The organism is Burkholderia sp. Tr-20390, from assembly GCF_017104595.1.
Taxonomy (GTDB): domain Bacteria; phylum Pseudomonadota; class Gammaproteobacteria; order Burkholderiales; family Burkholderiaceae; genus Burkholderia.
In genome coordinates, this window is record NZ_JAAGPC010000145.1 from 1 (window position 1) to 22,056 (window position 22,056).

The window sequence follows — 22,056 nt, forward strand, 5'->3', positions numbered from 1 at the left end:
TCATGCCGCATGAAACGTGCGGCCCGCGCGCGCTCGCCGTCGCTCAGTGCCGCATATGCGGGCGACACAAGCGGCACGCGCCAGTCGAAATCGACGCGCGCGAGCCGCACGCTGGCGCGGGCCGCGGCGGCCGGCACGTCGAGCCGCTGCATGCGCCAGGCGCGGGGGCTTTCAGACGGAGAAACGGAATCGGGCGGGACGAGCATCGACGTGCGGCGGCCTGTGGAAGGAAACGTCCGATGTTAATCGATCAGGCGATATGGCGAACCGTTGCGGCCCGCCGGCGTCGATGCCGAGCGCCGGCGCGTGTCCTCTCGGCATGTGCCAAGCATGACGAGGCCGCCCTATCGCCCGTTCGCGGCAACGCCCGGCACGCCGCTGCCGGGCCCACGCCCGCGCGATGCCGGGTGAATCGCATGCACTTTGCCCGGCGCATCGGCCGGCAGCACGCCGTGCTGCAGCCAGTAGAGCGCGAGCGGCCACAGTGTTTCGGTGAAGCGGCTGTGGAAAAACGCGAAATGGCCGATCGCGTCGACACCGATGTCGGCCGGCGCGATCCGCAGATGCGTGACGTCGCTGCCCGTGTAGTAGCCGACCAGGCGCTCGATCGCCTCGGCCGTGCCGAACCCGTCGTCGTCGAGGCCAATCGCGAGCATCGGCGCCGACAGCCCCGCGAAACGGGCGGGCAACGCGGCGCGGCTCGCGGCGGGTTCGGCGAGCGGGCCGCTCGTATAGCCCTCCTCGAAGCGCGCCTGCGAGCGCACCCACGACAACGCGACGCCGCGCGGCGTGTCCTCCATCCAGCCGAGCCGCTTCGCGGGCACGTAGCCGAACACGGCCGCGAGCACCGGCATCGCAACGTGCCACTTCCACCACATGCGCCGCCGTTCGGCCGGCCGGTAATCGCGCCAGTACGCATACTGCGCGCCGACCGTCACCGCATGCCGCACATTAACGTTCGATGCGGCGAGCCCAAGCGCGAACCCGCCGATGCTGTGCGCGACGACGTCGATCGGCTGGCCCGGAAACGCGTCGCGTGCGTAGTGCAGCGCGGCTTCGCAATCGAGCCGCCCCCAGTCGAGCCAGTTCGCGCGCAGCTTCGCGAGCTGCGCCGGGCGCGACCCGCCGATGCCGCGATAGTCGTAGACGAGCACGTCGCGCCCCTGGGCGAACAGCCAGGCCGCGAAACGGAAGTAGTAGTCGCAACGCACCGACGTCGCGCAATTGATGACCGTCACCGGCCGCACGACACTGCCGCCGCGATGGCGCCATACATGGCCGCGCAATGCATAACCGTCGGCCGCGCGCAGCGTCACCGGCTCGGGCGGCAATGCGTCCGCCGCGCGGGTGCCCTGCGTCATTTCGCTGCCTTCGTTCGATATCGTCATCGTGTCTCCGGTCCCATGCTTCGTGGTCCGTCCGGGTGAGCGCGTCAGTGCCTGCCCACGCCCATGCTTCGCAGCCGGCCGGGGCGTCGCCCGCCCCCTCCTTCACCGCCCGCGCGAGCCTCCATTGAACTTGACGCGCCCCGCGTTCTCAACCAATCTTGCTGCTCCGTTCGCATGAGTCACGCGCATGTCAACGCCGCTCGTCCGCCTCCCGTCGCTCGACCTCGTCCGCGGTTTCGTCGCCGTCGGCCGCCGCATGAGCATCACGCTCGCCGCACAGGACCTGTGCGTCACGCAATCGGCGGTCAGCCGCCAGGTACACGCACTCGAAGCGCATCTCGGCGTCGCATTGCTGCAGCGCGGCTACCGGAAGATCGCGTTCACGCCGGAAGGCGAGCGGCTGTTTCGCGTCGCGGATGCGGCACTGCACGGGCTGCAGGACACCGTCGCGTCGCTCGCGGCCACGCGCGAGCGCCAGCCCGTCACGATCACCGCCAGCATCGGCGTCACCGCGCTGTGGCTGCTGCCGCGGCTCGGGCGGCTGCAGGCGCGCCTGCCGGAGATCGACCTGCGCGTGGCCGCGAACGACAAGGTACTCGATTTGCGCGCCGAAGGCATCGACCTCGGGATCCGCTATTGTCCGCGCGACCGCGCGCCGGCCGGCGCGCTGCGCCTGTTCGACGAGATCGTCGTGCCGGTCGCCCATCCGGCGCTCGCCGCGCGGCCGGTCACGAACGCGGCGGCGATCGCCGACCACGTGCTGCTCGAATTCGACGGGCCGCCGCAACCGCAATTGCAGTGGCGCACGCACCTGCACGCGGCCGGGCTCGGCGACGCGCGCCCGAAAGGCGTGCTGCGCTTCAACCAGTACGACCAGGTGATCCAGGCGGCGATCGCGGGCCAGGGCGTCGCGCTCGGCCGGCTCGCGCTCGTCGCGCCGATGCTCGCGGACGGGCGGCTCGCGGTGCTCGGGCCGCACACGCAGGCGCTGTCGGATGCTTACGGCTACTGGCTGTTCCAGCACGATCCGGCCCCGCGCCGCGAAGTCGCCGACGTGCGCGACTGGATGCTCGCCGAAGCGGCCGAATGCGATGTCGCGATGCGTGCGCACGGCACGGTGTCGGTGTGAGCTGACCCGGCCTCTGCGAACAAACCCGACCGCTGCCGAGCGCCTGCGCCCCGCTCCACCCCGCGCGCCCCTCATCGCATTCCTGCCAAGCATGCCAACCTGACCGAATGATCGCTTGAGCGACGACAGGCCCGATCGTCTAATCGGATCGAGCGCGGCCGTGTTGCCGCGCGCCTTCATCCGGAGACACGCATGACCCCGATCGAGCAGGAAGTCCGCCGCCGCTGGCTGCCCGTCCTGGCCGGCGGCCTGATCATGGGCGCCGCGCTCGGCATCCGCCACGTGCAGGGCCTGTTCCTCGCGCCGGTGTCGCTCGACCACGGCTGGTCGCGCGAAGCGTTCGGGCTCGCCCTCGCGCTGCAGAACCTGATCTGGGGCGTCGCGCAGCCGTTCACCGGGATGGTCGCCGACCGCTTCGGCTCGCTGCGCGTGATCATCGCCGGGATGCTGCTGTATGCGGCCGGGCTCGTCACGATGGCGCATGCGGCGACGACCGGCATGTTCACGGTCGGCGCCGGGCTCGTGATCGGCATCGCGCTGTCGGGCTCGGCGTTCGCGTCGATCTATGGCGCGCTGAGCCGCCTGTTTCCGCCCGACCGGCGCGGCTGGGCGCTCGGCGTCGCGGGCGCGATCGGCGGGCTCGGCCAGTTCTGCATGGTGCCCGTCGCGCAGACGCTGATCGGCGGCATCGGCTGGCGGCACGCATTCATCGCACTGGCGCTCGTCGCGGCGCTGCTTGCACCGCTCGCCATGCTGCTACGCGACCGACCCACGCAGGCTGCCGGCGCCGCCGGCCCCGACCAGTCGATCGGCGAAGCCGTGCGCGAGGCGTTCGCACATCGCGGCTTCTGGCTGCTGAACGCGGGCTTCTTCGCATGCGGCTTCCAGCTCGCGTTCATCGCGACGCATCTTCCCGCGTACCTGCTCGACCACGGGCTGCCGGCACGCCACGCGAGCATCGCGCTCGCGCTGATCGCGCTGACCAACGTGGCCGGCACCTATGCGTGCGGACATCTCGGCGGGCTGCTGCGGCGCAAGTACGTGCTGTCGGTGCTGTACCTCGTGCGTGCGCTCACGATGGCCGTGTTCGTCGCAGCACCCCTGTCGCCCGCGAGCGTCTACGTGTTCGCGGCGGTGATGGGATTCACGTGGCTCGGCACCGTGCCGCTGACGAACGGCGTGATCTCGCAGGTGTTCGGCGTGCGCTACATCGCGACGCTGTTCGGCTTCGTGTTCTTCGGACACCAGCTCGGCAGCTTCTTCGGCGTCTGGCTCGGCGCGGTGGTGTACGACGCGACGCATTCGTACCTGCCGCTGTGGATCGGCTCGATCGCGCTCGGCGTACTCGCGGCGTTGCTGCACCTGCCGATCAACGACGCGCGCGTCGCGCGTCCCGCATCGGGTAACGCGGCATGGGCATGATCCGCGCGGCGCTGGCCGCCGGCACGCTCGCGTTCGTCGCGTGGTGCGGCGCGGCCTATTTCAGTTCGGGCGTCGCGTACGCGCTGCTCGAACACGTCGCGTTCTGCAATTGACGCGGTAATCCGGAGCGTGCGGTCAGCGGCGCTTCGGCAATGCCGCCAGCGCATCGAGCGCGCGGGCACGCGCGGCCGCATGCTCGACGAGCGGCGCCGGATAGTCGACACCGAGCCGCACACCGGCCGCGTCGAGCTCCAGCGGCGACGCTTCCCACGGCGCGTGGATCGAGGCGTTGTCGAGACCGGCAAGCTCGGGCACCCAGCGCCGCACGTACGCGCCGTCCGGATCGAACTTCTGCCCCTGCGCGACCGGATTGAAGATGCGGAAATACGGCGCGGCGTCGGCGCCGCACCCGGCCACCCACTGCCAGCTCGCCGCGTTGTTCGCGGGATCGGCGTCGACCAGCGTGTCCCAGAACCACGCTTCGCCCGCGCGCCAGTCGATCAGCAGATGCTTGATCAGGAACGACGCGACGACCATCCGCACGCGGTTGTGCATCCAGCCGGTCGTCCACAGTTCGCGCAGGCCCGCATCGACGAGCGGATAGCCGGTCAGCCCGCGCTGCCATGCGTGCAGCGCGGCGGGATCGTCACGCCACGGCATCGCGTCGAACTGCGCGCGGAAGTTGTCGGTCGCGAGCGCCGGGAAGTGATACAGCAGCGTGTAGCTGAACTCGCGCCAGCCGAGTTCGCTCAGGAATTTGTCGGCGTCCGCGGCAAGCGCCGCGCCGCCTGCGCTCGCGGCCCCCTGCACCGCATGCCACACCTGTCGCGGCGACACGTTGCCAAAGCGCAGGAACGGCGAAAGGCGGCTCGTCGCGGGACGGTCGGGCAGATCGCGCGCGTCCGCATAGCCGGCGAGCGATGTCGTCAGGAACGCGTCGAGCTGCGCGTGCGCGCCGGCTTCGTCGGGCATGGGCCACGCCTCGCGCAGGCCGCCGGCCCAATCCGGCGAATGCGGCCGCAACGCAAGCGCGTCGAGCGCCAGCGCGCGGTCACGCAGGGTTTTCGGCCACGGATGAAACGCGATCCGCTCGGGTTCCGGCAGCGGCGCGGCGACCGTGCGATCCCGTCGCGCCGCTCGCCAGTACGCAGTGAATACCTGATACGGGGTGCCGCTGCCCGTCAGCACCTCCCATGGCTCGTTCAGCAGGCTGCCGTTGCTGCTCTCGACCGTGACGCCGCGCGCCTTGAGCGACGCCTTCAGCGCCGCGTCGGCGTCGCGCTGCGGTTGCGCGTAGCGACGGTTCCAGTACACGGCTTGCGCGCCCGTGTCGTGCACGATGCGGTCGATCTCGCGCGGCGCGTCGCCGCGCAACAGCAGCAGCCGCCCGCCATGACGCGCGAGCGCCGCGTCGAGCCCGGCCAGCGACCCGTGCAGCCACCAGCGCGCCGCGCCGCCGAGCGCCCGCCCGGCGCCGTCGCCCATGTCGTCGACGAATACGCAGATGAGCGGCCGGCCCGATTCCACCGCGCGTGTGAGCGCGGGCTGGTCGGTCACGCGGAGATCGTCGCGGAACCAGACGATCGCGGGAGCAATGGACGGCTTGGCGGACACAGGCACCTCGATGACGAAAGCGGAAAGAGACGCGTATTGTCGCGGCTGCGCTGCGTGGTGTCGACGGTCTGCGCGCATGATGCGCCGGCGCGCCCCGGCCGCCGACCGTCGCGACAATCGCACCACCCCGCCGCCCCGGTGAAACGCCTTAGTCCATTCCGACGATTCTTCGCCGCGTGTGCCGGCCTACGCTCGATATCGGGTGCCCTGCGCTGCGCGGCACGTGCCGGCGAAAACGCCCCGCACGTCCCGAGCCACACCCGTCACGCGCGCCGACCGATACCGGCGCGGCTCCTTCCGACCGCCGCGAAGCGTCCCGCCACCCGGGGTAGGCGCGGTTTCATCCGATCCGATACATCGCCATGACCAAACCCTCGAATCTCGTCACCTCGATCACCGTCGACATCGACGCACCGGCCTCCGTCGTCTGGGAAGTGCTGACCGACTTCCCGCGCTACGGCGAATGGAACACGTTCTGCGTCGGCTTCGAAACGACCGGCAGGCTCGGCGACTTCGTGCACATGCAGGTGCGCATCCCGGGCACGGAGACCGTGGTTCCCGTCAACGAGATCCTCGTCGCGTACGAACCCGAGCGCCTGCTGTCGTGGGAGCAACGCCCGACCGCCGACAACAAGGACGCCGCGCGCCGCGACCAGTACATCGACGCGATCGGTGCGGAGCGCTGCCGCTATTTCACGACCGACCAGTTCCTCGGCGTCAACGCGGACACGATCATGCAGAACCACGGCGCTTGGGTGAAACAGGGTTTCGACCAGTGCGCGCGCGACGTGAAGCAGCGCGCCGAGGCGCTCCACGCGGCACGCCGGCGCAACGGCGCGTGACCGGGAGCCGCCGATGCTCGACCTGCAAACGCTGTCCGACCATCACGACATCCGCGAGCTGATCGTCGCGTATTCGACTGCGATCGACACGCGCGACTTCGACGCGCTCGACGCGGTGTTCACCCCTGACGCTGCGATCGACTATCGCGCGATGGGCGGCATCGCCGGCCGCTATCCGGAGGTGAAGGCGTGGCTGCGCACCGTGCTGCCGCAGTTTCCGCAGTACCAGCACATGGTCGGCAACCTGTCGATCCAGCTCGACGGCGACACCGCGCGCAGCCGCACGATCTGCTTCAATCCGATGGAAGTCGCACTGCCCGACGGCGGCACGCAGGTGATGTTTCTCGGGCTGTGGTACGTCGACCGGTTCGTGCGCACCGCGCAAGGTTGGCGCATCGCCGAGCGCGTCGAGGCGCGTTGCTACGGTCACAACGTGCCGGCCGTGCTTGCAGGCGCGACCGGTTGACCCATCGCGATGTGCGCGCCGTGCGAGGGTTGCGCGGCGCACGCAGTTCGGACCGCCGCTTGAATCAATCGAGCCTGAACGCGGCCTCGAATCGCTCGGCGAACGCGTCGAATTCCGTTTCCGGCAAATGGTTGATGCCGCCGGCGCGCTTGCGCCCGCCGCCGGTCGGAAAGCCGCGACAGAACTCGTCGGCGCCGAGCGGTCGGCCATCGGGCACGCGCACGCTGACGACGAGCCCGCCGTCCGCGCGCGGCGACAGCACCGCGAGCGCCGCATGCGGCGCATTGCGCATCCGCTCGTTCGCGAGCATGCCGGTCGCGCGCCGCGCCCACGGATGATCAGGCATCCGGACCAGCGTCGCACCGGGCACCTCGCGCAGCGGCGCGAGTGCGCACGCGCGCGCCATGTCGTCGCGGTAGCCGTCGCGCAGCGCGGCGAACACGGTTGTCGCGCGCACGAAATCGAGCGGGTCGACGCACGGCAGCATCGCATCGGCAAGTGCGGCCGGGTCGAAATGCAGATCGCCGACACACTCGCCGTACGCGTTGTAGTTCAGGTAGAGCCCGAGTTCGGCGAGCGTGTCGCGCTCGGCGTCGCCAATCCGATGCTCACTTGCAAGCGCGCGGCCGAGCGCCGGCAACTCGTCGCCGAACGCCGCAACGATCGCCCAGCGCACGTGCCGGCCGTCGAGATAGCGGTTCACGATCGCGCTCGTGCAGACGTCGGCCGCCGTGTCGATGTGCGCGTCGAAGCGCGGATCGTCGGGCAGTTCGCCCGCGAAGTGATGGTCGAAATAGCGGACCGTCGCGCCGTCGCGCAGCAGCCGCGCGCACGCGTCGCGATTCTGGTCGTGCGACACGTCGAGCACGGTGACGATGTCGCCCGCCCGCGCGTCGATCCGCTCGAGCAGCTTGATGTCGCGTTTCACGCCCGTCACGAGCGTGCCGTGCACGCCCTCCGCGAGCCGCAGTTGCTGAAGCGCGCACAGCCCGTCCGCGTCGCCGTTGAATGCAAAGAAGTGTCGTGTGTCGTGGTTGTCCTGCATGTTCCCTTGCTCCATCGTCAGGGCATGAAATCGCCGCCATTCGCGTCGAGCGTCGCGCCCGTCACCGCATTCGCATAGTCCGACGCGAGGAACAGCGCAGCGCGCGCGCAATCGTCGTCGGTCGGCAGCTTCGCGAGCGCGATGCTCGACGCGATCGGCGCGATGACCTGCTCTTCCGTCATGCCGTACTCGGCAGCCGCCTGCCGGAAATACGTCTGGGTCGGCACGCCCCACATCCACCCCATGTGGATGCTGTTCGCACGAATGCCGTGCACGCCGAGTTCGCGCGCCAGGTATTTTGCCGCAACCGCGAGCGCCCCCTTCGATACAGCGTAGCCGCCTTCCCCTGCAAACGGCTTGCGGGTCGCCTGCGTGTTGATCATCACGATCGCGCCGCGCTTGTGCCGCTTCATGTCCGGCACGACTTCCTGCGTGAGCGCCATCGTGCCGAACACGTTGGTGTCGAACACCGCGCGCCAGCCGTCGAGGTCAGCCTCCTCCACCGGTTCCGGAAACGTGCCGTGCACGAATGCGCTGTTCACGAGCGCGTCGATCCGGCCGAAGCGCGCGACGGCCTGCGTCGCGAGCTGCCGGCATTGTGCTCGGTCGGTGATGTCGGTCTGCACCTTCAGCACGTCGCAGCCGACGCCGAGTGCATGGATTCGCGCTGCGGCGTCGTCGAGCTTTTCCATCGTGCGCGCCGCGACGACCACGCCGCGCGCGCCCTCGCGCGCGGCCTCGACGGCGAGCTTCACACCGAGCCCCGGCCCGATCCCGGAAATCACGACGATCTTGTCCTTCAGCAACATGGGTTGTCTCCTGGTTGTCGTTGATCTCGCGAGCAATGGCCGTCAGCCGGCCGCCCGCAGGTACCGCGCGCGATACGCGGCGAAGTCGCGCGCGAGCTGTGCATCGGTGAAGCCGAAGCGCGCGATCGAATAGTCGTGCGGGGCACGCTTGTCGCGGCCGTTGCGCGCCATCCAGTCCGTCATCGCCGTGCGCTGCCGCGCATCGAGCGGCATCCCGGCAAACGCGTATACGGCCTCGGCCACGCCGAGCGGATTCGACACCGTGTCCTCGAAGCGCACGTCGAGGAAGCGGTCCGCCGGCAGCGCGTCGCGCGCCGCCATCGCCGCGCCGATCGCGCGCGCCATCCCCGCATTCCACTGCGCGCCGACGGCGAGCGGATCCGGATCGTCTGCATACATCTGCCACAACGTGTGCGCCATGCTCGCCATCGACGGAATCGTCTGCGCCGGATCGCGGTGCGTGAGCACGACCTGCGCACGCGGAAACACCCGGCACAGCACGTCGAGCGCATGCAGGTGCTGCGGCGTCTTCAGCAGCCAGCGCAAGGCCGGCGCGACGCCGCGCTGCGACTTCTGCCATTGCAGGAACTGCAGCATCCGCTTCAGGTACGTATAGACCGGCGTGAGATCCTGTCGCGCGAGCCACGCCGTGTAGCGCGGCACGTTCGCGTACGAATCCATCGCGCACACGAACGCATGCTCCATCAGCATGAACTCCTCGTCGGCGAGCATCGCATCGAGCGGATGGATCGTCAGGATCTGCGGGATGCAGTCGATCATCGTCGCGACCTCGGCCTGCGCACGCGCGATGCGCACCGTCGGCTCGGCGAGCGTCTCGCCTGCAAGCGGCGCCGGGTAGCGGGTTTCCCACCACGCGGCCGCATGGAAGCGCGGGTCGACGGCCAGCAGGCGCTGAAGCAGCGTCGTACCCGTGCGCGGCAGGCCGACGATCACGAGCGGATCGTCGATCGCGATGTCCGCGATTTCCGGATGACGCCGGAAGTAGTCCTCGATGACGAGCCGGTTCACGAGCTGGCCGACGAGCTTCTCGCGCATCATCTCCGCGCCGCGCGCGGACAGCTTCGCTTCGTCGATCAGCGACGCGCACATCACGTCGAGGGCTTCGCGATACGGCCCGTCACCGAACACGGTGAGCCCGCCCGTGCGCGACATGGCTTCGGCGATCAATCCGTCGGGCGCGAGCAGCGTGCGGGTTCGATCCAGCGGCGCGTTCATGCGGCCTCCTTCAGCGTCGCGAGCTTCACCACCCGCGTGCGCGGATGCACCGGCTGCGCGGCGCCCACCCAGCGCCAGCAGATCGTGCCGGTGCGATGCCCGGCCGTATCAAGCCAGTTCTCATTGCCGGGCCGCGCGGCCGCGACGACCACCGTCACGCCGCCGTCCGCATTCCGCCGCGCGCTGTGCTTGTTCAAGCAGATATCGAAGTGCCGGTAATCAAGCGATTCCATCCAGTAGTTGTTGAGCTGCACGTTCCAGAAGTCGCAGTCGGGCACGGTGTCGACGTCGATCACGAGTGCTTCGTCATCGGCCAGCGACCAGCACGAGTGGTAGTAGTAGATGTTCGGATCGCCGCCGACCGACTGGCACAGCGCCTGGTCGGCGGGCGGCAGCGCATTCACGTGCGGCCGGTAGCTCGCGGCCCAGTCCGCGAACAGCGTCGACGTCTGCTCGACGAACTGCGCGGCGCGCGTGAGGCCGCCCTGCAGCACGAGCGGGTCGAGCGGCGCCGGGCGATCGTCGGCGCCGATGCGCTCGATCTTCAGTTGTGCCGGCGTTTCCGCGCGCCGGTCGAGGAAGGTCTGGCGTACCAGCAACGCGTTGGTGCCCGGCTCCATGCGCACCCAGTTGCCCGCACGCGGCGTCTCGCTCAGCACGATCTCGAAGCTGCCGTCCGGCGCGATCTCGAGCTGCTTCGCGTCGAGAAAGCCCGTCTGCAACATCTTGCCGTCGGTCTCGTAGCCGCCCTTCTGCGTGCCGAAGCTCAGGTAGGCCACCGTGCCGCGCCGCCCCGTCACGCGGTATGCGCAGCGGCCGTCGAGCCGTGCGTACTGGTACAGGTTGTCCGGATTGTCGGCGCCGATCTTCGCGGTCTCGTGCGACGGCGAGAAGAAGCCGGGCCATGCACCGTCCGCGAACTCGACGTGCATCTCGAGCGCGATGCGCAACAGCCGGCTCAGATAGCGGAATCCTTCCGCGCGCGTCAGCGAATCGTCCGGCGCCTCGGCGCGCAGGATCTGTTCTCCGCTGCGTTTCAGGGTGTCGCAGAAATCGGCCCAGGTCTGGCCCGAAAGCAATTGCGTGGCACGTGTGTCGTCCGTCATGTGTTCTCTCCGCCGATGGTCGAGCGCTCACCTTAAGCGTCGCCGTCGCGCGCCACTTCGTCCGGGTGGACTAAGGAAAGATCCGCGCCACCGCCGTGTCGCGATTTAGTCCACCCGGACGAAGAGCGGCATGCCGCTCGCTCGATACCGTCGGTGTCATGCACGAAACGCCGCACATGTCGCGCGGCGCCGGCATGAAACAAGGAGACGAACGATGTTGACCCACTTGGAGCGGCTGGAGGCCGAAAGCATCCACATCATGCGCGAGGTGGTCGCCGAGAGCGAGAACCCGGTGATGCTGTATTCGATCGGCAAGGACAGCTCGGTCATGCTGCATCTCGCGATGAAGGCGTTCTACCCGGCGAAACCGCCCTTTCCGCTGCTGCACGTCGATACGACCTGGAAATTCCGCGAGATGATCGCGTTTCGCGACGAGACGGCCACGCGCCTCGGCCTCGACCTGCGTGTGCACATCAACCCTGAAGGCATCGCGAACGGTATCGATCCGTTCACGCACGGCTCGGCCGTGCACACCGACGTGTGGAAGACGCAGGGGCTCAAGCAGGCGCTCGATCATTACGGCTTCGACGCCGCGTTCGGCGGCGCGCGCCGCGACGAGGAGAAATCGCGCGCGAAGGAGCGCATCGTGTCGCTGCGCTCGGAACAGCACCGCTGGGACCCGAAGCGCCAGCGCCCCGAGCTCTGGTCGCTGTACAACGCGCGCAAGCGCAAGGGCGAAAGCCTGCGCGTGTTCCCGATCTCCAACTGGACCGAGCTCGACATCTGGCAGTACATCCAGCTTCACGACATCCCGATCGTGCCGCTCTACTTCGCGAAGGAACGGCCCGTGGTCGAACGCGACGGCGCGCTGATCATGGTCGACGACGAACGCCTGCCGCTGCGCGAAGGCGAAGTGCCGCAGATGCGCAAGGTGCGCTTTCGCACGCTCGGCTGCTATCCGCTGACGGGCGCGATCGACAGCGACGCGACCTCGCTCGACGACATCCTGCAGGAGATGCGCGAGACGCGCACGTCCGAACGGCAGGGACGACTGATCGACAGCGATTCGGCCGGTTCGATGGAAAAGAAGAAACAGGAGGGATATTTCTGATGGCACACGTTCTCACCGCGCCCGAGGCGCTCGCGCACCACGCACCCGAGGCAAGCGCCGCCGACGAAGCGCACGCACCAACCCAGGACCTGCTGCGCTTCATCACGTGCGGCAGCGTCGACGACGGCAAGAGCACGCTGATCGGCCGCCTGCTCTACGAATCGAACATGCTGTTCGACGACCAGCTCACGCAGCTCGAGGCCGATTCGAAGAAGGTCGGCACGCAGGGCGGCGAACTCGATTTCGCACTGCTCGTCGACGGCCTGTCGGCCGAGCGCGAGCAAGGGATCACGATCGACGTCGCGTACCGCTTCTTCGCGACCGCGCGACGCAAGTTCATCGTCGCCGATACGCCCGGCCACGAACAGTACACGCGCAACATGATCACCGGCGCGTCGACCGCCGATCTCGCCGTGATCCTGATCGATGCGCGCAAGGGGGTGCTCACGCAGACGCGCCGCCACAGTCATCTCGTCGCACTGATCGGCATCAGGCGCGTGGTGCTCGCGATCAACAAGATGGATCTCGTCGACTACGACCGCGCCGTGTTCGAGCGCATCGACGCCGACTATCGCGCGTTCGCGGCCGAGCTCGGGCTGGCGGAGATCGTCAGCATCCCGATGTCGGCGCTGCGCGGCGACAACGTGATCGCACCGAGCGCGCGGATACCCTGGTACGCGGGCCCGACGCTGATGCAGCATCTCGACACGCTGCCGCTCGCCGCGCGCGTGACGCGCGACGAGCCGTTCCGGCTGCCGGTGCAGTGGGTCAACCGCCCGCACCTGAACTTCCGCGGTTACGCGGGCAGCATCGCATCGGGCGAGATCCGCGTCGGCGAGCGCGTGCGCGTGCTGCCGTCCGGCAAGGAGAGCCGCGTCGCGTCGGTCATCACGCAACGCGGCGAAAGCGACCTCGCGCGCGCCGGCGACGCGGTGACGCTCACGCTCGCCGACGAGATCGACATCAGCCGCGGCGACATGATCGCGCGCGCGGACGCGCCGCCTGAAGTGGCCGACCAGTTCGAGGCGACGCTCGTGTGGATGCACGACGCGCCGCTGCTGCCCGGCCGCCCGTATCTCGTGAAACTCGGCACGCAGACGGTCGGCGCGACCTGCGCGACGCCGAAGTACAAGATCGACGTGAACACGCGCGAGCATCTCGCGGCGCGCACGCTCGCGCTCAACGAGATCGGCGTGTGCAACCTGAGCCTCGACCGGCCGGTCGCGTTCGACCCATACGACCGTAACCGCCACACGGGCGGCTTCATCGTGATCGATCGCATCACCAACGACACGGTCGGCGCCGGGATGCTGCACTTCGCGCTGCGCCGCGCGCACAACGTGCACTGGCAGGCGGTCGACGTCGACCGCGCCGCGCGTGCCGCGCAGAAGGCGCAGACGCCGCGCATCGTGTGGCTGACGGGCCTGTCGGGCGCCGGCAAGTCGACGATCGCGAATCTCGTCGAGAAACGCCTGCATGCACTCGGCAAGCACACGTACCTGCTCGACGGCGACAACGTGCGGCACGGGCTCAATCGCGATCTCGGCTTCACCGAGGCCGATCGCGTGGAGAACATCCGGCGCGTCGCCGAAGTCGCGCGGCTGATGCTCGATGCGGGGCTCATCACGTTCGTGTCGTTCATCTCGCCGTTCCGCGCGGAGCGCGACATGGCGCGCGCGCGGGTCGGCCAGGACGAGTTCGTCGAGGTATTCGTCGACACGCCGCTCGCGGTGGCCGAGGAGCGCGATCCGAAGGGCCTGTACAAGAAGGCGCGGCGCGGCGAGCTGAAGCACTTCACGGGCATCGATTCGCCGTACGAACCGCCCGCGCAGCCCGAACTGCGCGTCGACACGGTCGCCGAGTCGCCGGAAGAAGCGGCCGATCGGATCGTCGCGTACCTGCTGCGCGAGCGCGCGGCGTAAGCGCGGCAAGCGGGCAGCCCGGCAGTTGGCCGACAGCCCGCGTCGCCTACTCCGTTCGGATGACGCGGGCCGCCGGGCGGCCGGTATGCTGGTCCGGGAATCCTTCATCCCGACCAGGAGAACACGAGCATGTCCATCGCGCTGGCGCCCGGCGATCCGGCCGCGCACGACGGTTTCGACGACGCGGCGTGGACGGCGCGCGAACTCAGCGCGTGGCTGGGGCTCGTGTATCAGGGCCCGTCTGAGCCCACCCCGTGGGCCGGCTTCCTCGAAGCGGCTCGCGCGCGGCTCGACGCGCGCTTCACGACGCTGGTGCTGCGCAACCCGGGCGGCGCACGGCACGGGCTCATCATCAACGCGTCGGCGCATGGCCCGCTGCTGCCCGGCGAGCCGTCATACAGCGAGCAGTTCTACGCGCTGTGCCCGTTTCTCGACCAGCCGCCCGGCCAGGTCTTCACGGCCGACCGGCTGTTCGGCGAAACCGCGTGGCGCGCGCACGATTTCTACCGGCAGTACCTGCAGCCGCTCGACCTGCGCTACATCCTCGGCGCGAACCTGCGTGGCGAACGTGGCGTCGAATGCGCGTTCTTCGTGAGCCGCGCGCACGGCGGCCGCGATTTCGACGCGGCCGAGCGCGCGCAGGTCGCGACGCTGCTGCCGCACCTGCAGCGGGCGGTCGAGCTGCACGCGGCGTTCGACGTGCTCGATGCCGAACGCGCGCTGTATGCGGGTACCGTCGACCGGCTCGACGTCGGCACCGCGATCGTCGACGAGGACGGCCGCGTGATCAAGCGCAACCGCATCGCCGAGCGGCTGATCGAACAGCAGGACGGGCTGTGCGTGCGCCAGGAGCGACTTCACGCGTCGTGCCCGCTCGACGAACGCCGGCTGCAAAAGGCGCTGCAGGCCGCGCTCGAGCATTTCCGCGCGGGCGCGCTCGCGCGCATCGAAGCCACCACGCTGTCACGCCCCGGCGGCGCGATGCCGCTGAGCGTGCTGCTGCGCCCGCTCGCGCCCTACCGCGGCGCCGAGGACCGCCGGCACCGGCCGGCCGTCGCCGTGTTCGTGCGCGATCCGGCGTCGTCGCCGCAGACGTCGCGCGACATGCTGCACCGGCTGTTCCGGCTCACGCCGATGGAAACCGAAATCGCGCTGCTGCTCGTCGACGGGCTGACGCTCGACGAAGCGGCCGCCGCGACCGGCATCACGAAGAACACCGCGCGCGCGCACCTGCGCGGCATCTTCGCGAAGACGGGCGCGACGCGACAGGCCGTGCTCGTGAAGACGCTGCTCAACAGCGTCGTGTCGATGGCGTAGTCGCGGCGACGGCTGCCGCCGGGCGGGCTGTCCGGCCGATGCCCCCGCGCACGCAGCGCGGGCCGCGACCGAAGACGCGGCAATTGGCGCCTACCCGTCTCATGTCATACGTCATCAGACATGAACAAGTCACCGACGCGCCTCGTGAAATTCCCCAATATTTGGGCAATTTTCGGGTAAACCCGCGACGTCTTCATCGACACTCAGGCGTACCATGTCATACGACGACATACTACACAGACCGCCACCCGGATGCCGACGCGGGCCACCGCCCCGTCCGCCGCCGCCCGACCGGAGACACGCTTGAACCCGCCCTCGCACACTCTGCCCGGACGCGACCCGCTCGCGTCCGCCGTCTCGAAAGTGAAGTGGCACGTGCTGCCGCTCGTGCTGATCATGTTCATCGCGAACTACATCGACCGCGTGAACGTCGGCTTCGTCGATCGCCACCTCGAGGCGTCGATCGGCATCGGCGCGGCCGCGTACGGCCTCGGCGCCGGGCTGTTCTTCGTCGGCTACGCGCTGTTCGAGGTGCCGTCGAACCTGCTGATGCAGCGCTACGGCGCACGCATCTGGCTGGCCCGGATCATGGCGACGTGGGGCATCGTCGCGGCCGCGATGGCGTTCGTGTGGAACGACACGTCGTTCTACGCGCTGCGCTTCCTGCTCGGCGCGGCCGAGGCCGGCTTCTTCCCCGGCGTCGTGCTGTACCTGTCGCAATGGCTGCCGCCGCAGGAGCGCGGCAAGGCGATGGCGATCTTCCTCGGCGGCTCCGCGTTCGCGTCGGTGCTGTCCGGGCCCGTTACCGGCGCGCTGCTGTCGATCCGCGGTTTCGGCCTCGAAGGCTGGCAATGGATGTTCCTGATCGAAGGGCTGTTCTCGGTCGCCCTGTGCGGCGCGAGCTGGCTGCTGCTGAAATCGCACATCCGCGACGCGACCTGGCTCACGGCCGAAGAACGCTCGGCGCTCCAGAACGCGCTCGACGACGAGCGCGCGACGCGCGACGTCCGCTCGAACGTGCCGGTGCGCGCCACCGCGCTGCTGCGCGACCCGCAGATCATGCTGTTCTGCTTCCTGTATTTCTCGATCCAGCTGACGATCTACGCGGCGACGTTCTGGCTGCCGACGATCATCCGCAAGATGGGCGGGCTCACCGATTTCCAGGTCGGCCTGTACAACACCATTCCGTGGATGATCGCGATCGGCGCGATGTACGGCTTCGCGGTGCTGTCGTCGAAGTGGAAGCATCCGCAGCGCTGGCTCGCGGTCGCGCTGGTGCTCGCCGCGTGCGGGCTGTTCGCGTCGACGTCGCACGATCCGGTATGGTCGTTCGCGTCGATCTGCTTCGCCGCGCTCGGCTTCAAGGCCGCCTCGTCGCTGTTCTGGCCGATCCCGCAGGGCTATCTCGACACGCGCGTGGCCGCGGCCGTGATCGCGCTGATCAACTCGGTCGGCAACCTCGGCGGCTTCGTCGCACCGACGGCGTTCGGCTATCTGAAGCAACATACGGGTTCGATCACGGGCGGACTGTATGCGCTCGCGGTCGCTTCGCTCGTCGCCGCGGTCGCCGCGCTGTTCGCGCGCACGCACCGGCGCAGCGATCCGCCGCGCGGCCTGCCGGCCGACGAATCCTTCACGAACGCTGCGATGCTCCGCCATGCCGAACACTGACCGCCTGACCGTCGTCCTCTCGAATGCCGCCGACGGCGACCTCACCACCTTCTCGCTCGCGGCCGACGGCACGCTTGCGCCGCTCACCCGCTATCCCGCGGCCGACGTCGCGATGCCGATCGCCGTGCCGGCCGACCGTGCGCGGCTCTACGTCGCGACGCGCGGCGAACAACCGACGATCGTCGCGTTCCGCGTCGTGCCCGCCACCGGCGCGCTCGTGCGCATCGGCACCACCGCGATCGACGCGAGCCATGCGTACCTGTCGCTCGACCGCAGCGGCCGCTGGCTGCTCGGCGCGTCGTACGGCGGGAATTCGCTGAGCCTCTACGACGCCGCGCGCGTGCGCGACGGCGACGGCACGCCGCTGCAGGTCACGGGCGGCATCGCGAACGCGCACGCGGTGATCGTGTCGCCGGACAACCGTTTCGCGTACGTCAGCTCGCTCGGCTCGGATCGCGTGTTCAGCTTCGCGCTCGTCGAGGACGCGGCCGGCCTGCGCGCGCTCGAACATGGCGAAACGCGCGTGCCGGCCGGGTTCGGCCCACGTCACCTGCAATTCGCGGATGACGGCCGCACGCTCGTCGTCGTCAGCGAATTCCAGGCCACGCTCGCGACGTTCGCGCGCGACCCTGAAACCGGCCGGCTCGGCGATGCGCATGTGAGCGTGCGCCATCCGGCCATCGCCGAACTCGCGCAAGGCCATGCGCGGCCGCCCGCACCCACCGAACCGTCCGTCTGGGCCGCCGACCTGCACCTGACGCCCGACGAGCGTTTCGCCTACGTCAGCGAACGCACGTCGAGCCGCCTGCTCTGCTATCGCCGCAGCGAAGACGGCACGTTCGAACCCGCGCACGCGACCGCCACCGAAACGCAGCCGCGCGGGTTCGCGATCGACCCGTCGGGACGCTGGCTCGTCGCCTGCGGCGAACAGTCTGAATTCGTGTCGGTGTATGCGATCGCGCCGGACGACGGCGCACTGTCGCCGCACGCACGCGTGCCGGGCGGACGCGGGGCGAACTGGGTCGCGATCGTCTGAAGCCGTGACACGCGGCGCATGACGCGGCAGGCCCGCCACGCAGGCCGGTGCGTAACCGCGTTCAGCGCCGCTCGCTCGGCGCGACGCCCGTCCAGCGCTTGAACGCGCGCGTGAAATTGGCGCGATCCGTATAGCCGACGCGCGCGGCGATCTCGTCGACCGGCAGCCGCGTGCCTTCGAGCAGCCGCAGCGCATCACGCAACCGGATCTCGTCGAGCAGCGTCGAATAGGTCGCGCCGTACTCGGCGAGCTTGCGCTTGAGCGTGCGCGCCGACACATGCAGCTCGCGCGCGACGTCGTCGACCGACGGATAGCCGCCTTCGCCGCAGATCAGCAGGTTGCGCACGCGCTCGACGATGCTTTCCGCATAGCCGAGCCGCGCGAGCTCGGCCTCGCACTGCTGCACGATCATCTGCGCGGTATGCGCGTTCGCGGTGCCGATCGGCTCGTCGAGCAACGCGGCGTCGCAGCGGATGCGGTTCGCGCTCGCGTCGAAATGACAGCGCGGCAGCCGCGCGCGATAACGCTCGAACCACGGCGGCTCCGGCCATTCGAAATGGAGTTCGGCACGCGACTGCAGCGTGCGCCCCGGCACCGGATGCAGCAGCGAGTTGAACAGGATCGCCGTCTCGACCAGGAAGTTCTCGACCGCGAACTGCCGCAGCCGGCCGAGCGGAAACGCCTCGAGCACGTCGATGTCGACAATTCCGTCGAGTTGCGCGAGCCGCACCGAGAAGAACGGCACGCGCGTCGGCAGATAGCGGATGCCGAGCGCGATCGCCTCGCCGAGCGTCGCGCAGCTCATCAGCCCGAAGCCGATCAGTCCCGCTTTCGTCAGGCTGCTGCGCAGGCCGATCTCGATCGCGATCGACGGGTCGTCCGTCGCGTCGAGCAGGTTGAACACGATCGCCGCCTGTTGCAGCGGCGTGATGCGCGCATCGGGCTGCGCGAGCCGGTCGCGCTCGACGCCCGAACCGGCCAGCACGCGGCCGCCGTCGATGCCGCGCTCCTCGGCCAGCATCAGCATGAACAGCGCATACGCGGACGACACCGTCGCCTTGTTCAGCTGGCGGGCGGCATCCGGGACGGACAGGACCATGCGGCGGACTCCGGAGCGGTTTCGGCGGATTGTAGCGTCGCTGGCCCGCAATGACACCGGGGCGTGACTCTAGCCGCGCCGGCCGGCCATCGTGGCCCGAAATGACACCACCATTGGCACCGGCGGCCCTCGCGTGCGGTCCGGTGCGCGCCTATGCTTGTCACATCGGCATTGCGCCCCACCCTTTCCGCAGGAATCCCGGTCGATGAGCCAACCCGCACGAACCGCCTTTCGCCACGACGCGGACAAGGTCGCGTACGTCCGCCGCGAGGTCAATGCCGCGAGCGACGCGATCCGCGCGCGCTTTCCGCTGCTCGACAACCAGAACCTCGTCGGCGCGACCGTGATGGCCGTCTCGGTGAGCGCGATGCTCGCGATCGCGTGGCTCTATGCGCGCGGAGCGATCGCGTGGTACGTCGCGCTGCCGCTCGCCGCGTTCGTCACGTCGCTGATCCACGAGCTCGAGCACGACCTGATCCACCTGATGTACTTCAAGAAGACACCGTGGGCCTATCACCTGATGATGGCGCTATGCTGGCTCACGCGGCCCGGCACGATCAACCCGTGGACGCGGCGGCGCATGCACCTGCATCACCACAAGGTGTCGGGCGGCGAATCGGATCTCGAGGAATTCGGCATCACCAATGGCGAGCGCTGGGGCGTGAAGCGCCTGCTGATGATCGCGGACGGCATGCTCGCCGTCGTGCTGCGGCCCACCGCGATGCGCCGCAAGGTGAAGCAGTACGTGGCCGCTCAGCCGGTGCAGGATCCGTCCGAGCGCCTGCAGTTGCGCGTCGAGCAGGTGTCGTCGTACATGCCGGTCGGTCACCTGTATTACGTGCTGTGGCACGCGTTCATCGTCTATCACGTCGGCCTGTTCGCGCTGCATGCGTTCGGCTACCCGGTGACGGTGCCGGCCATGGTCGAGCGCGTGATGAGCGTCGTCGATTTCCTGGCCGTGGTGTGGCTCGGGCCGAACTTCGTGCGCAGCTTCTGCATCAACTTCGTCAGCTCGAACATGCATTACTTCGGCGATATCGATTCACGCAACGTGATCCAGCAGACGCAGGTGCTCAACCCGTGGTGGATGCTGCCGTTCCAGCTGTTCTGCTTCAACTTCGGCAGCACGCACGCGATCCATCACTTCGTGGTGCGCGACCCGTTCTACATCCGCCAGCTGACCGCATGCACCGCGCATGCGGCGCTGCGTGAAGTCGGCGTGCGCTTCAACGACGTCGGCACGTTCGCGCGGGCGAATCGCTGGGGCAGTTATCGTCCGGCGCGCGGCACGCGCCAGGCTCAGGCCGACGCGTAACGCACCACCTCAACCGCCGATCGGCGGCATCGGCCCTTGCCCGCGGATCCACGACCAGTTCGCGAGCTCGGCCATTTCCTTGTCGCCACGGCTGTCGCCGTACGCGAACAATTGTTTCGGCGGCCGGTCGCCCCACCACCCGCGCAGCCGCACGACCTTCTGCGGCCCCCAGCAGTTTTCGCCGTCGAGCCGACCGGCGAAGGCACCGCGCTCGAATGCCAGCCGCGTCGCGAGCACCGCATCGAAGCCGGCCGTCTTCGCCCACTTCTCCAGATACAGCGACGGCGAGGCGCTCACCAGCACGACTTCGTGCCCGCGTGCCCGATGCTCGCGGATGCGTTCGAGCATTTCCGGACGCACGAGGCCCGGCAGATAGGCGTCGACGAACGTGCGCGCCTGCGCATCGAGCGCCTCCTCGCGCACCGGCCCAAACGCGAACGACGCGAACTTCGCTTTCGCATCGCCACGCGACAGCAGCCCTGCCTTCATCGCAATGATCCACGGCAGCGCGCGCAATCCGGCCCACGCGAAGCGCGGCGTGCCGACCGCATAGCGGACGAAATGGCGAAAGCTGTCGGTCGTCGTGATGGTGCCGTCGAAATCGAATGCGGCAACGATGCGGTCAGTCATGGAGAATCGGCGGGAAAGCGATGAGATGCCCGGGAAGATAGCAGACTCGCGCCGGTGCACGTGAAATGGCGTGATGCGGCACGGCCTGCGCAGCGAACCCGCGCGTCGCAGCGCGCGGGTTCATGTGCTTCGTTCCCTTCGTGCCGCGCCCTTAGCGCTGCGGCCGCGCCGCCAACGCCGCCGGCAGCACGACGTTCATCAGATGATCGGCGCGCGACAGCAGATCGGTCACGCGCTCGTCGAGCCCGCGCAATTGCGCGGGTTGCATGCGGATCTGCTGCACCGCTTGCCCGACGATGTTGCGGCGGTCGAACAGCGTGCGCTCGACCCCTGCATCGTCCGGCGCGCGCACGACGTCCGACACCGCGCTCAGCGCCGCGAGCACGACCACGAGGTTTTCTTCCGCATGGCGAACCTTCGCGGCGAGTTCTTCGGTGCGGCGCGGGAAGAAGCCGAGCGACTGCTTGAGCGCCCCGATCGCCGCACGGTAGTCGACATGGCCCGTCGCCGAGCCGAACCAGCGTTCGAACATGCCGGCCTTGCGCGTCGCCTGCGCGAGCATGCCGGCCATCATGTCGGCCGCGCCGAGTTCGTTGAATTCGCGCGTCGTGGCCGCCACGGCTTCGACGAGGTTGCCCGCCGTCTCCAGCGCGCCGTCACCGATCGTCGCGATCGTCGCGAGCTTGAGCGGCACCAGTTGCCGGATGTGCCGCTCGATGCGCGGTGCGTAGTCGGGATAGAGATTCGGGAAGCTGGCCTGCGCGGCGCGGAAGCACGCTTCGAGTTGCGGATGGTTCGATTCGCCGAACACCGCGCGGCCGACCGCCCCGGCCGGCGCCGTGCGCACGGCCTCGCCGGATGCGGGCGCGGGAGCCGGCCCGAAGTCGAGCGCCTGCGG

At 69.1% G+C, this 22,056-nt stretch carries 20 protein-coding genes and 1 pseudogene; 11 read left to right on the top strand and 10 right to left on the bottom strand.

Going from position 1 to position 22,056, the window contains the following annotated elements; genetic code table 11:
• Positions 1-206: pseudogene (locus tag G3N98_RS39960) on the bottom strand (4'-phosphopantetheinyl transferase); the annotation flags it as partial.
• 138 nt (positions 207-344) lie between these two features.
• Positions 345-1,388 carry an alpha/beta fold hydrolase gene (locus G3N98_RS29225; RefSeq protein ID WP_206150102.1) on the bottom strand — a complete coding sequence of 348 codons (1,044 nt, stop codon included), beginning with the start codon at positions 1,386-1,388 and terminating at the stop codon, positions 345-347.
• 187 nt (positions 1,389-1,575) lie between these two features.
• Between G3N98_RS29225 and G3N98_RS29230 the strand changes: the two genes are divergently transcribed.
• The 3 genes from G3N98_RS29230 (at position 1,576) to G3N98_RS40255 (ending at position 4,052) form a co-directional block, all read left to right on the top strand.
• Positions 1,576-2,517, top strand: a complete 942-nt coding sequence (locus G3N98_RS29230) for a LysR substrate-binding domain-containing protein (RefSeq protein WP_206150103.1) — start codon at positions 1,576-1,578, stop codon at positions 2,515-2,517.
• 192 nt (positions 2,518-2,709) lie between these two features.
• Positions 2,710-3,939, top strand: coding sequence for an MFS transporter (locus G3N98_RS29235; protein ID WP_241026135.1), 1,230 nt, complete (start codon positions 2,710-2,712; stop codon positions 3,937-3,939).
• Entirely contained in the window at positions 3,930-4,052 is a 123-nt protein-coding gene (locus G3N98_RS40255) for a hypothetical protein (protein ID WP_041492896.1), read from the top strand. Before G3N98_RS29235 ends, G3N98_RS40255 begins: the two co-directional genes overlap by 10 nt.
• 22 nt (positions 4,053-4,074) lie before the next feature.
• Here the strand turns inward: G3N98_RS40255 and G3N98_RS29240 are convergent, their stop codons facing one another.
• A complete protein-coding gene (locus G3N98_RS29240) occupies positions 4,075-5,553 on the bottom strand; it encodes a deoxyribodipyrimidine photo-lyase (RefSeq protein ID WP_206150104.1) in 1,479 nt (492 codons plus the stop codon).
• 362 nt (positions 5,554-5,915) lie between these two features.
• On the opposite strand from G3N98_RS29240, the gene G3N98_RS29245 reads away from it, so the two are divergent.
• Together G3N98_RS29245 and G3N98_RS29250 are read left to right on the top strand one after the other, a co-directional pair.
• On the top strand, positions 5,916-6,395 hold the full coding sequence (locus tag G3N98_RS29245) for an SRPBCC domain-containing protein (RefSeq protein ID WP_206150105.1): 480 nt from the start codon (positions 5,916-5,918) through the stop codon (positions 6,393-6,395).
• Positions 6,396-6,408: 13 nt separating this feature from the next.
• A complete protein-coding gene (locus G3N98_RS29250; RefSeq protein ID WP_206150106.1) occupies positions 6,409-6,861 on the top strand; it encodes a nuclear transport factor 2 family protein in 453 nt (150 codons plus the stop codon).
• A 64-nt stretch (positions 6,862-6,925) separates the two neighbouring features.
• Here the strand turns inward: G3N98_RS29250 and G3N98_RS29255 are convergent, their stop codons facing one another.
• The 4 genes from G3N98_RS29255 to G3N98_RS29270 are packed head-to-tail and all read right to left on the bottom strand — an operon-like array spanning position 6,926 to position 11,057.
• Positions 6,926-7,906: an acetyltransferase gene (locus tag G3N98_RS29255; protein ID WP_206150107.1), complete on the bottom strand. Its 981-nt coding sequence runs from the start codon at positions 7,904-7,906 to the stop codon at positions 6,926-6,928.
• Positions 7,907-7,923: 17 nt separating this feature from the next.
• A complete protein-coding gene (locus tag G3N98_RS29260; protein WP_206150108.1) occupies positions 7,924-8,715 on the bottom strand; it encodes an SDR family oxidoreductase in 792 nt (263 codons plus the stop codon).
• 42 nt (positions 8,716-8,757) lie between these two features.
• On the bottom strand, positions 8,758-9,951 hold the full coding sequence (locus tag G3N98_RS29265) for a sulfotransferase (protein WP_206150109.1): 1,194 nt from the start codon (positions 9,949-9,951) through the stop codon (positions 8,758-8,760).
• Complete coding sequence (locus tag G3N98_RS29270; protein WP_206150110.1) at positions 9,948-11,057, bottom strand: DUF1214 domain-containing protein; 1,110 nt, start codon at positions 11,055-11,057, stop codon at positions 9,948-9,950. The genes G3N98_RS29265 and G3N98_RS29270 overlap by 4 nt, the downstream gene beginning before the upstream one ends.
• Before the next feature lie 130 nt (positions 11,058-11,187).
• On the opposite strand from G3N98_RS29270, the gene cysD reads away from it, so the two are divergent.
• The 5 genes from cysD to G3N98_RS29295 all read left to right on the top strand — a co-directional run bounded on the left by cysD (position 11,188) and on the right by G3N98_RS29295 (position 18,114).
• On the top strand, positions 11,188-12,168 hold the full coding sequence (gene cysD / locus G3N98_RS29275) for a sulfate adenylyltransferase subunit CysD (protein WP_277396923.1): 981 nt from the start codon (positions 11,188-11,190) through the stop codon (positions 12,166-12,168).
• The gene (cysN, locus tag G3N98_RS29280) at positions 12,168-14,090 is read left to right on the top strand and encodes a sulfate adenylyltransferase subunit CysN (protein WP_206150111.1); all 1,923 of its coding nucleotides are present in this window, start codon (positions 12,168-12,170) and stop codon (positions 14,088-14,090) included. The genes cysD and cysN overlap by 1 nt, the downstream gene beginning before the upstream one ends.
• A 129-nt stretch (positions 14,091-14,219) precedes the next feature.
• Positions 14,220-15,407, top strand: coding sequence for a helix-turn-helix transcriptional regulator (locus G3N98_RS29285; protein WP_206150112.1), 1,188 nt, complete (start codon positions 14,220-14,222; stop codon positions 15,405-15,407).
• Between the two features lie 303 nt (positions 15,408-15,710).
• Entirely contained in the window at positions 15,711-17,078 is a 1,368-nt protein-coding gene (locus G3N98_RS29290) for an MFS transporter (protein ID WP_206150113.1), read from the top strand.
• A complete protein-coding gene (locus G3N98_RS29295; RefSeq protein ID WP_206150114.1) occupies positions 17,065-18,114 on the top strand; it encodes a beta-propeller fold lactonase family protein in 1,050 nt (349 codons plus the stop codon). The genes G3N98_RS29290 and G3N98_RS29295 overlap by 14 nt, the downstream gene beginning before the upstream one ends.
• A 61-nt stretch (positions 18,115-18,175) precedes the next feature.
• Here the strand turns inward: G3N98_RS29295 and G3N98_RS29300 are convergent, their stop codons facing one another.
• Entirely contained in the window at positions 18,176-19,213 is a 1,038-nt protein-coding gene (locus tag G3N98_RS29300; RefSeq protein ID WP_124585268.1) for an AraC family transcriptional regulator, read from the bottom strand.
• A gap of 205 nt (positions 19,214-19,418) precedes the next feature.
• On the opposite strand from G3N98_RS29300, the gene G3N98_RS29305 reads away from it, so the two are divergent.
• Complete coding sequence (locus G3N98_RS29305; RefSeq protein WP_206150115.1) at positions 19,419-20,528, top strand: fatty acid desaturase; 1,110 nt, start codon at positions 19,419-19,421, stop codon at positions 20,526-20,528.
• Positions 20,529-20,537: 9 nt separating this feature from the next.
• Here the strand turns inward: G3N98_RS29305 and G3N98_RS29310 are convergent, their stop codons facing one another.
• Together G3N98_RS29310 and G3N98_RS29315 are read right to left on the bottom strand one after the other, a co-directional pair.
• Positions 20,538-21,158, bottom strand: coding sequence for an HAD family hydrolase (locus tag G3N98_RS29310; RefSeq protein WP_206150117.1), 621 nt, complete (start codon positions 21,156-21,158; stop codon positions 20,538-20,540).
• Positions 21,159-21,309: 151 nt separating this feature from the next.
• A partial coding sequence (locus G3N98_RS29315) for a hypothetical protein (RefSeq protein WP_206150119.1) occupies positions 21,310-22,056 on the bottom strand: 747 nt, incomplete at its 5' end.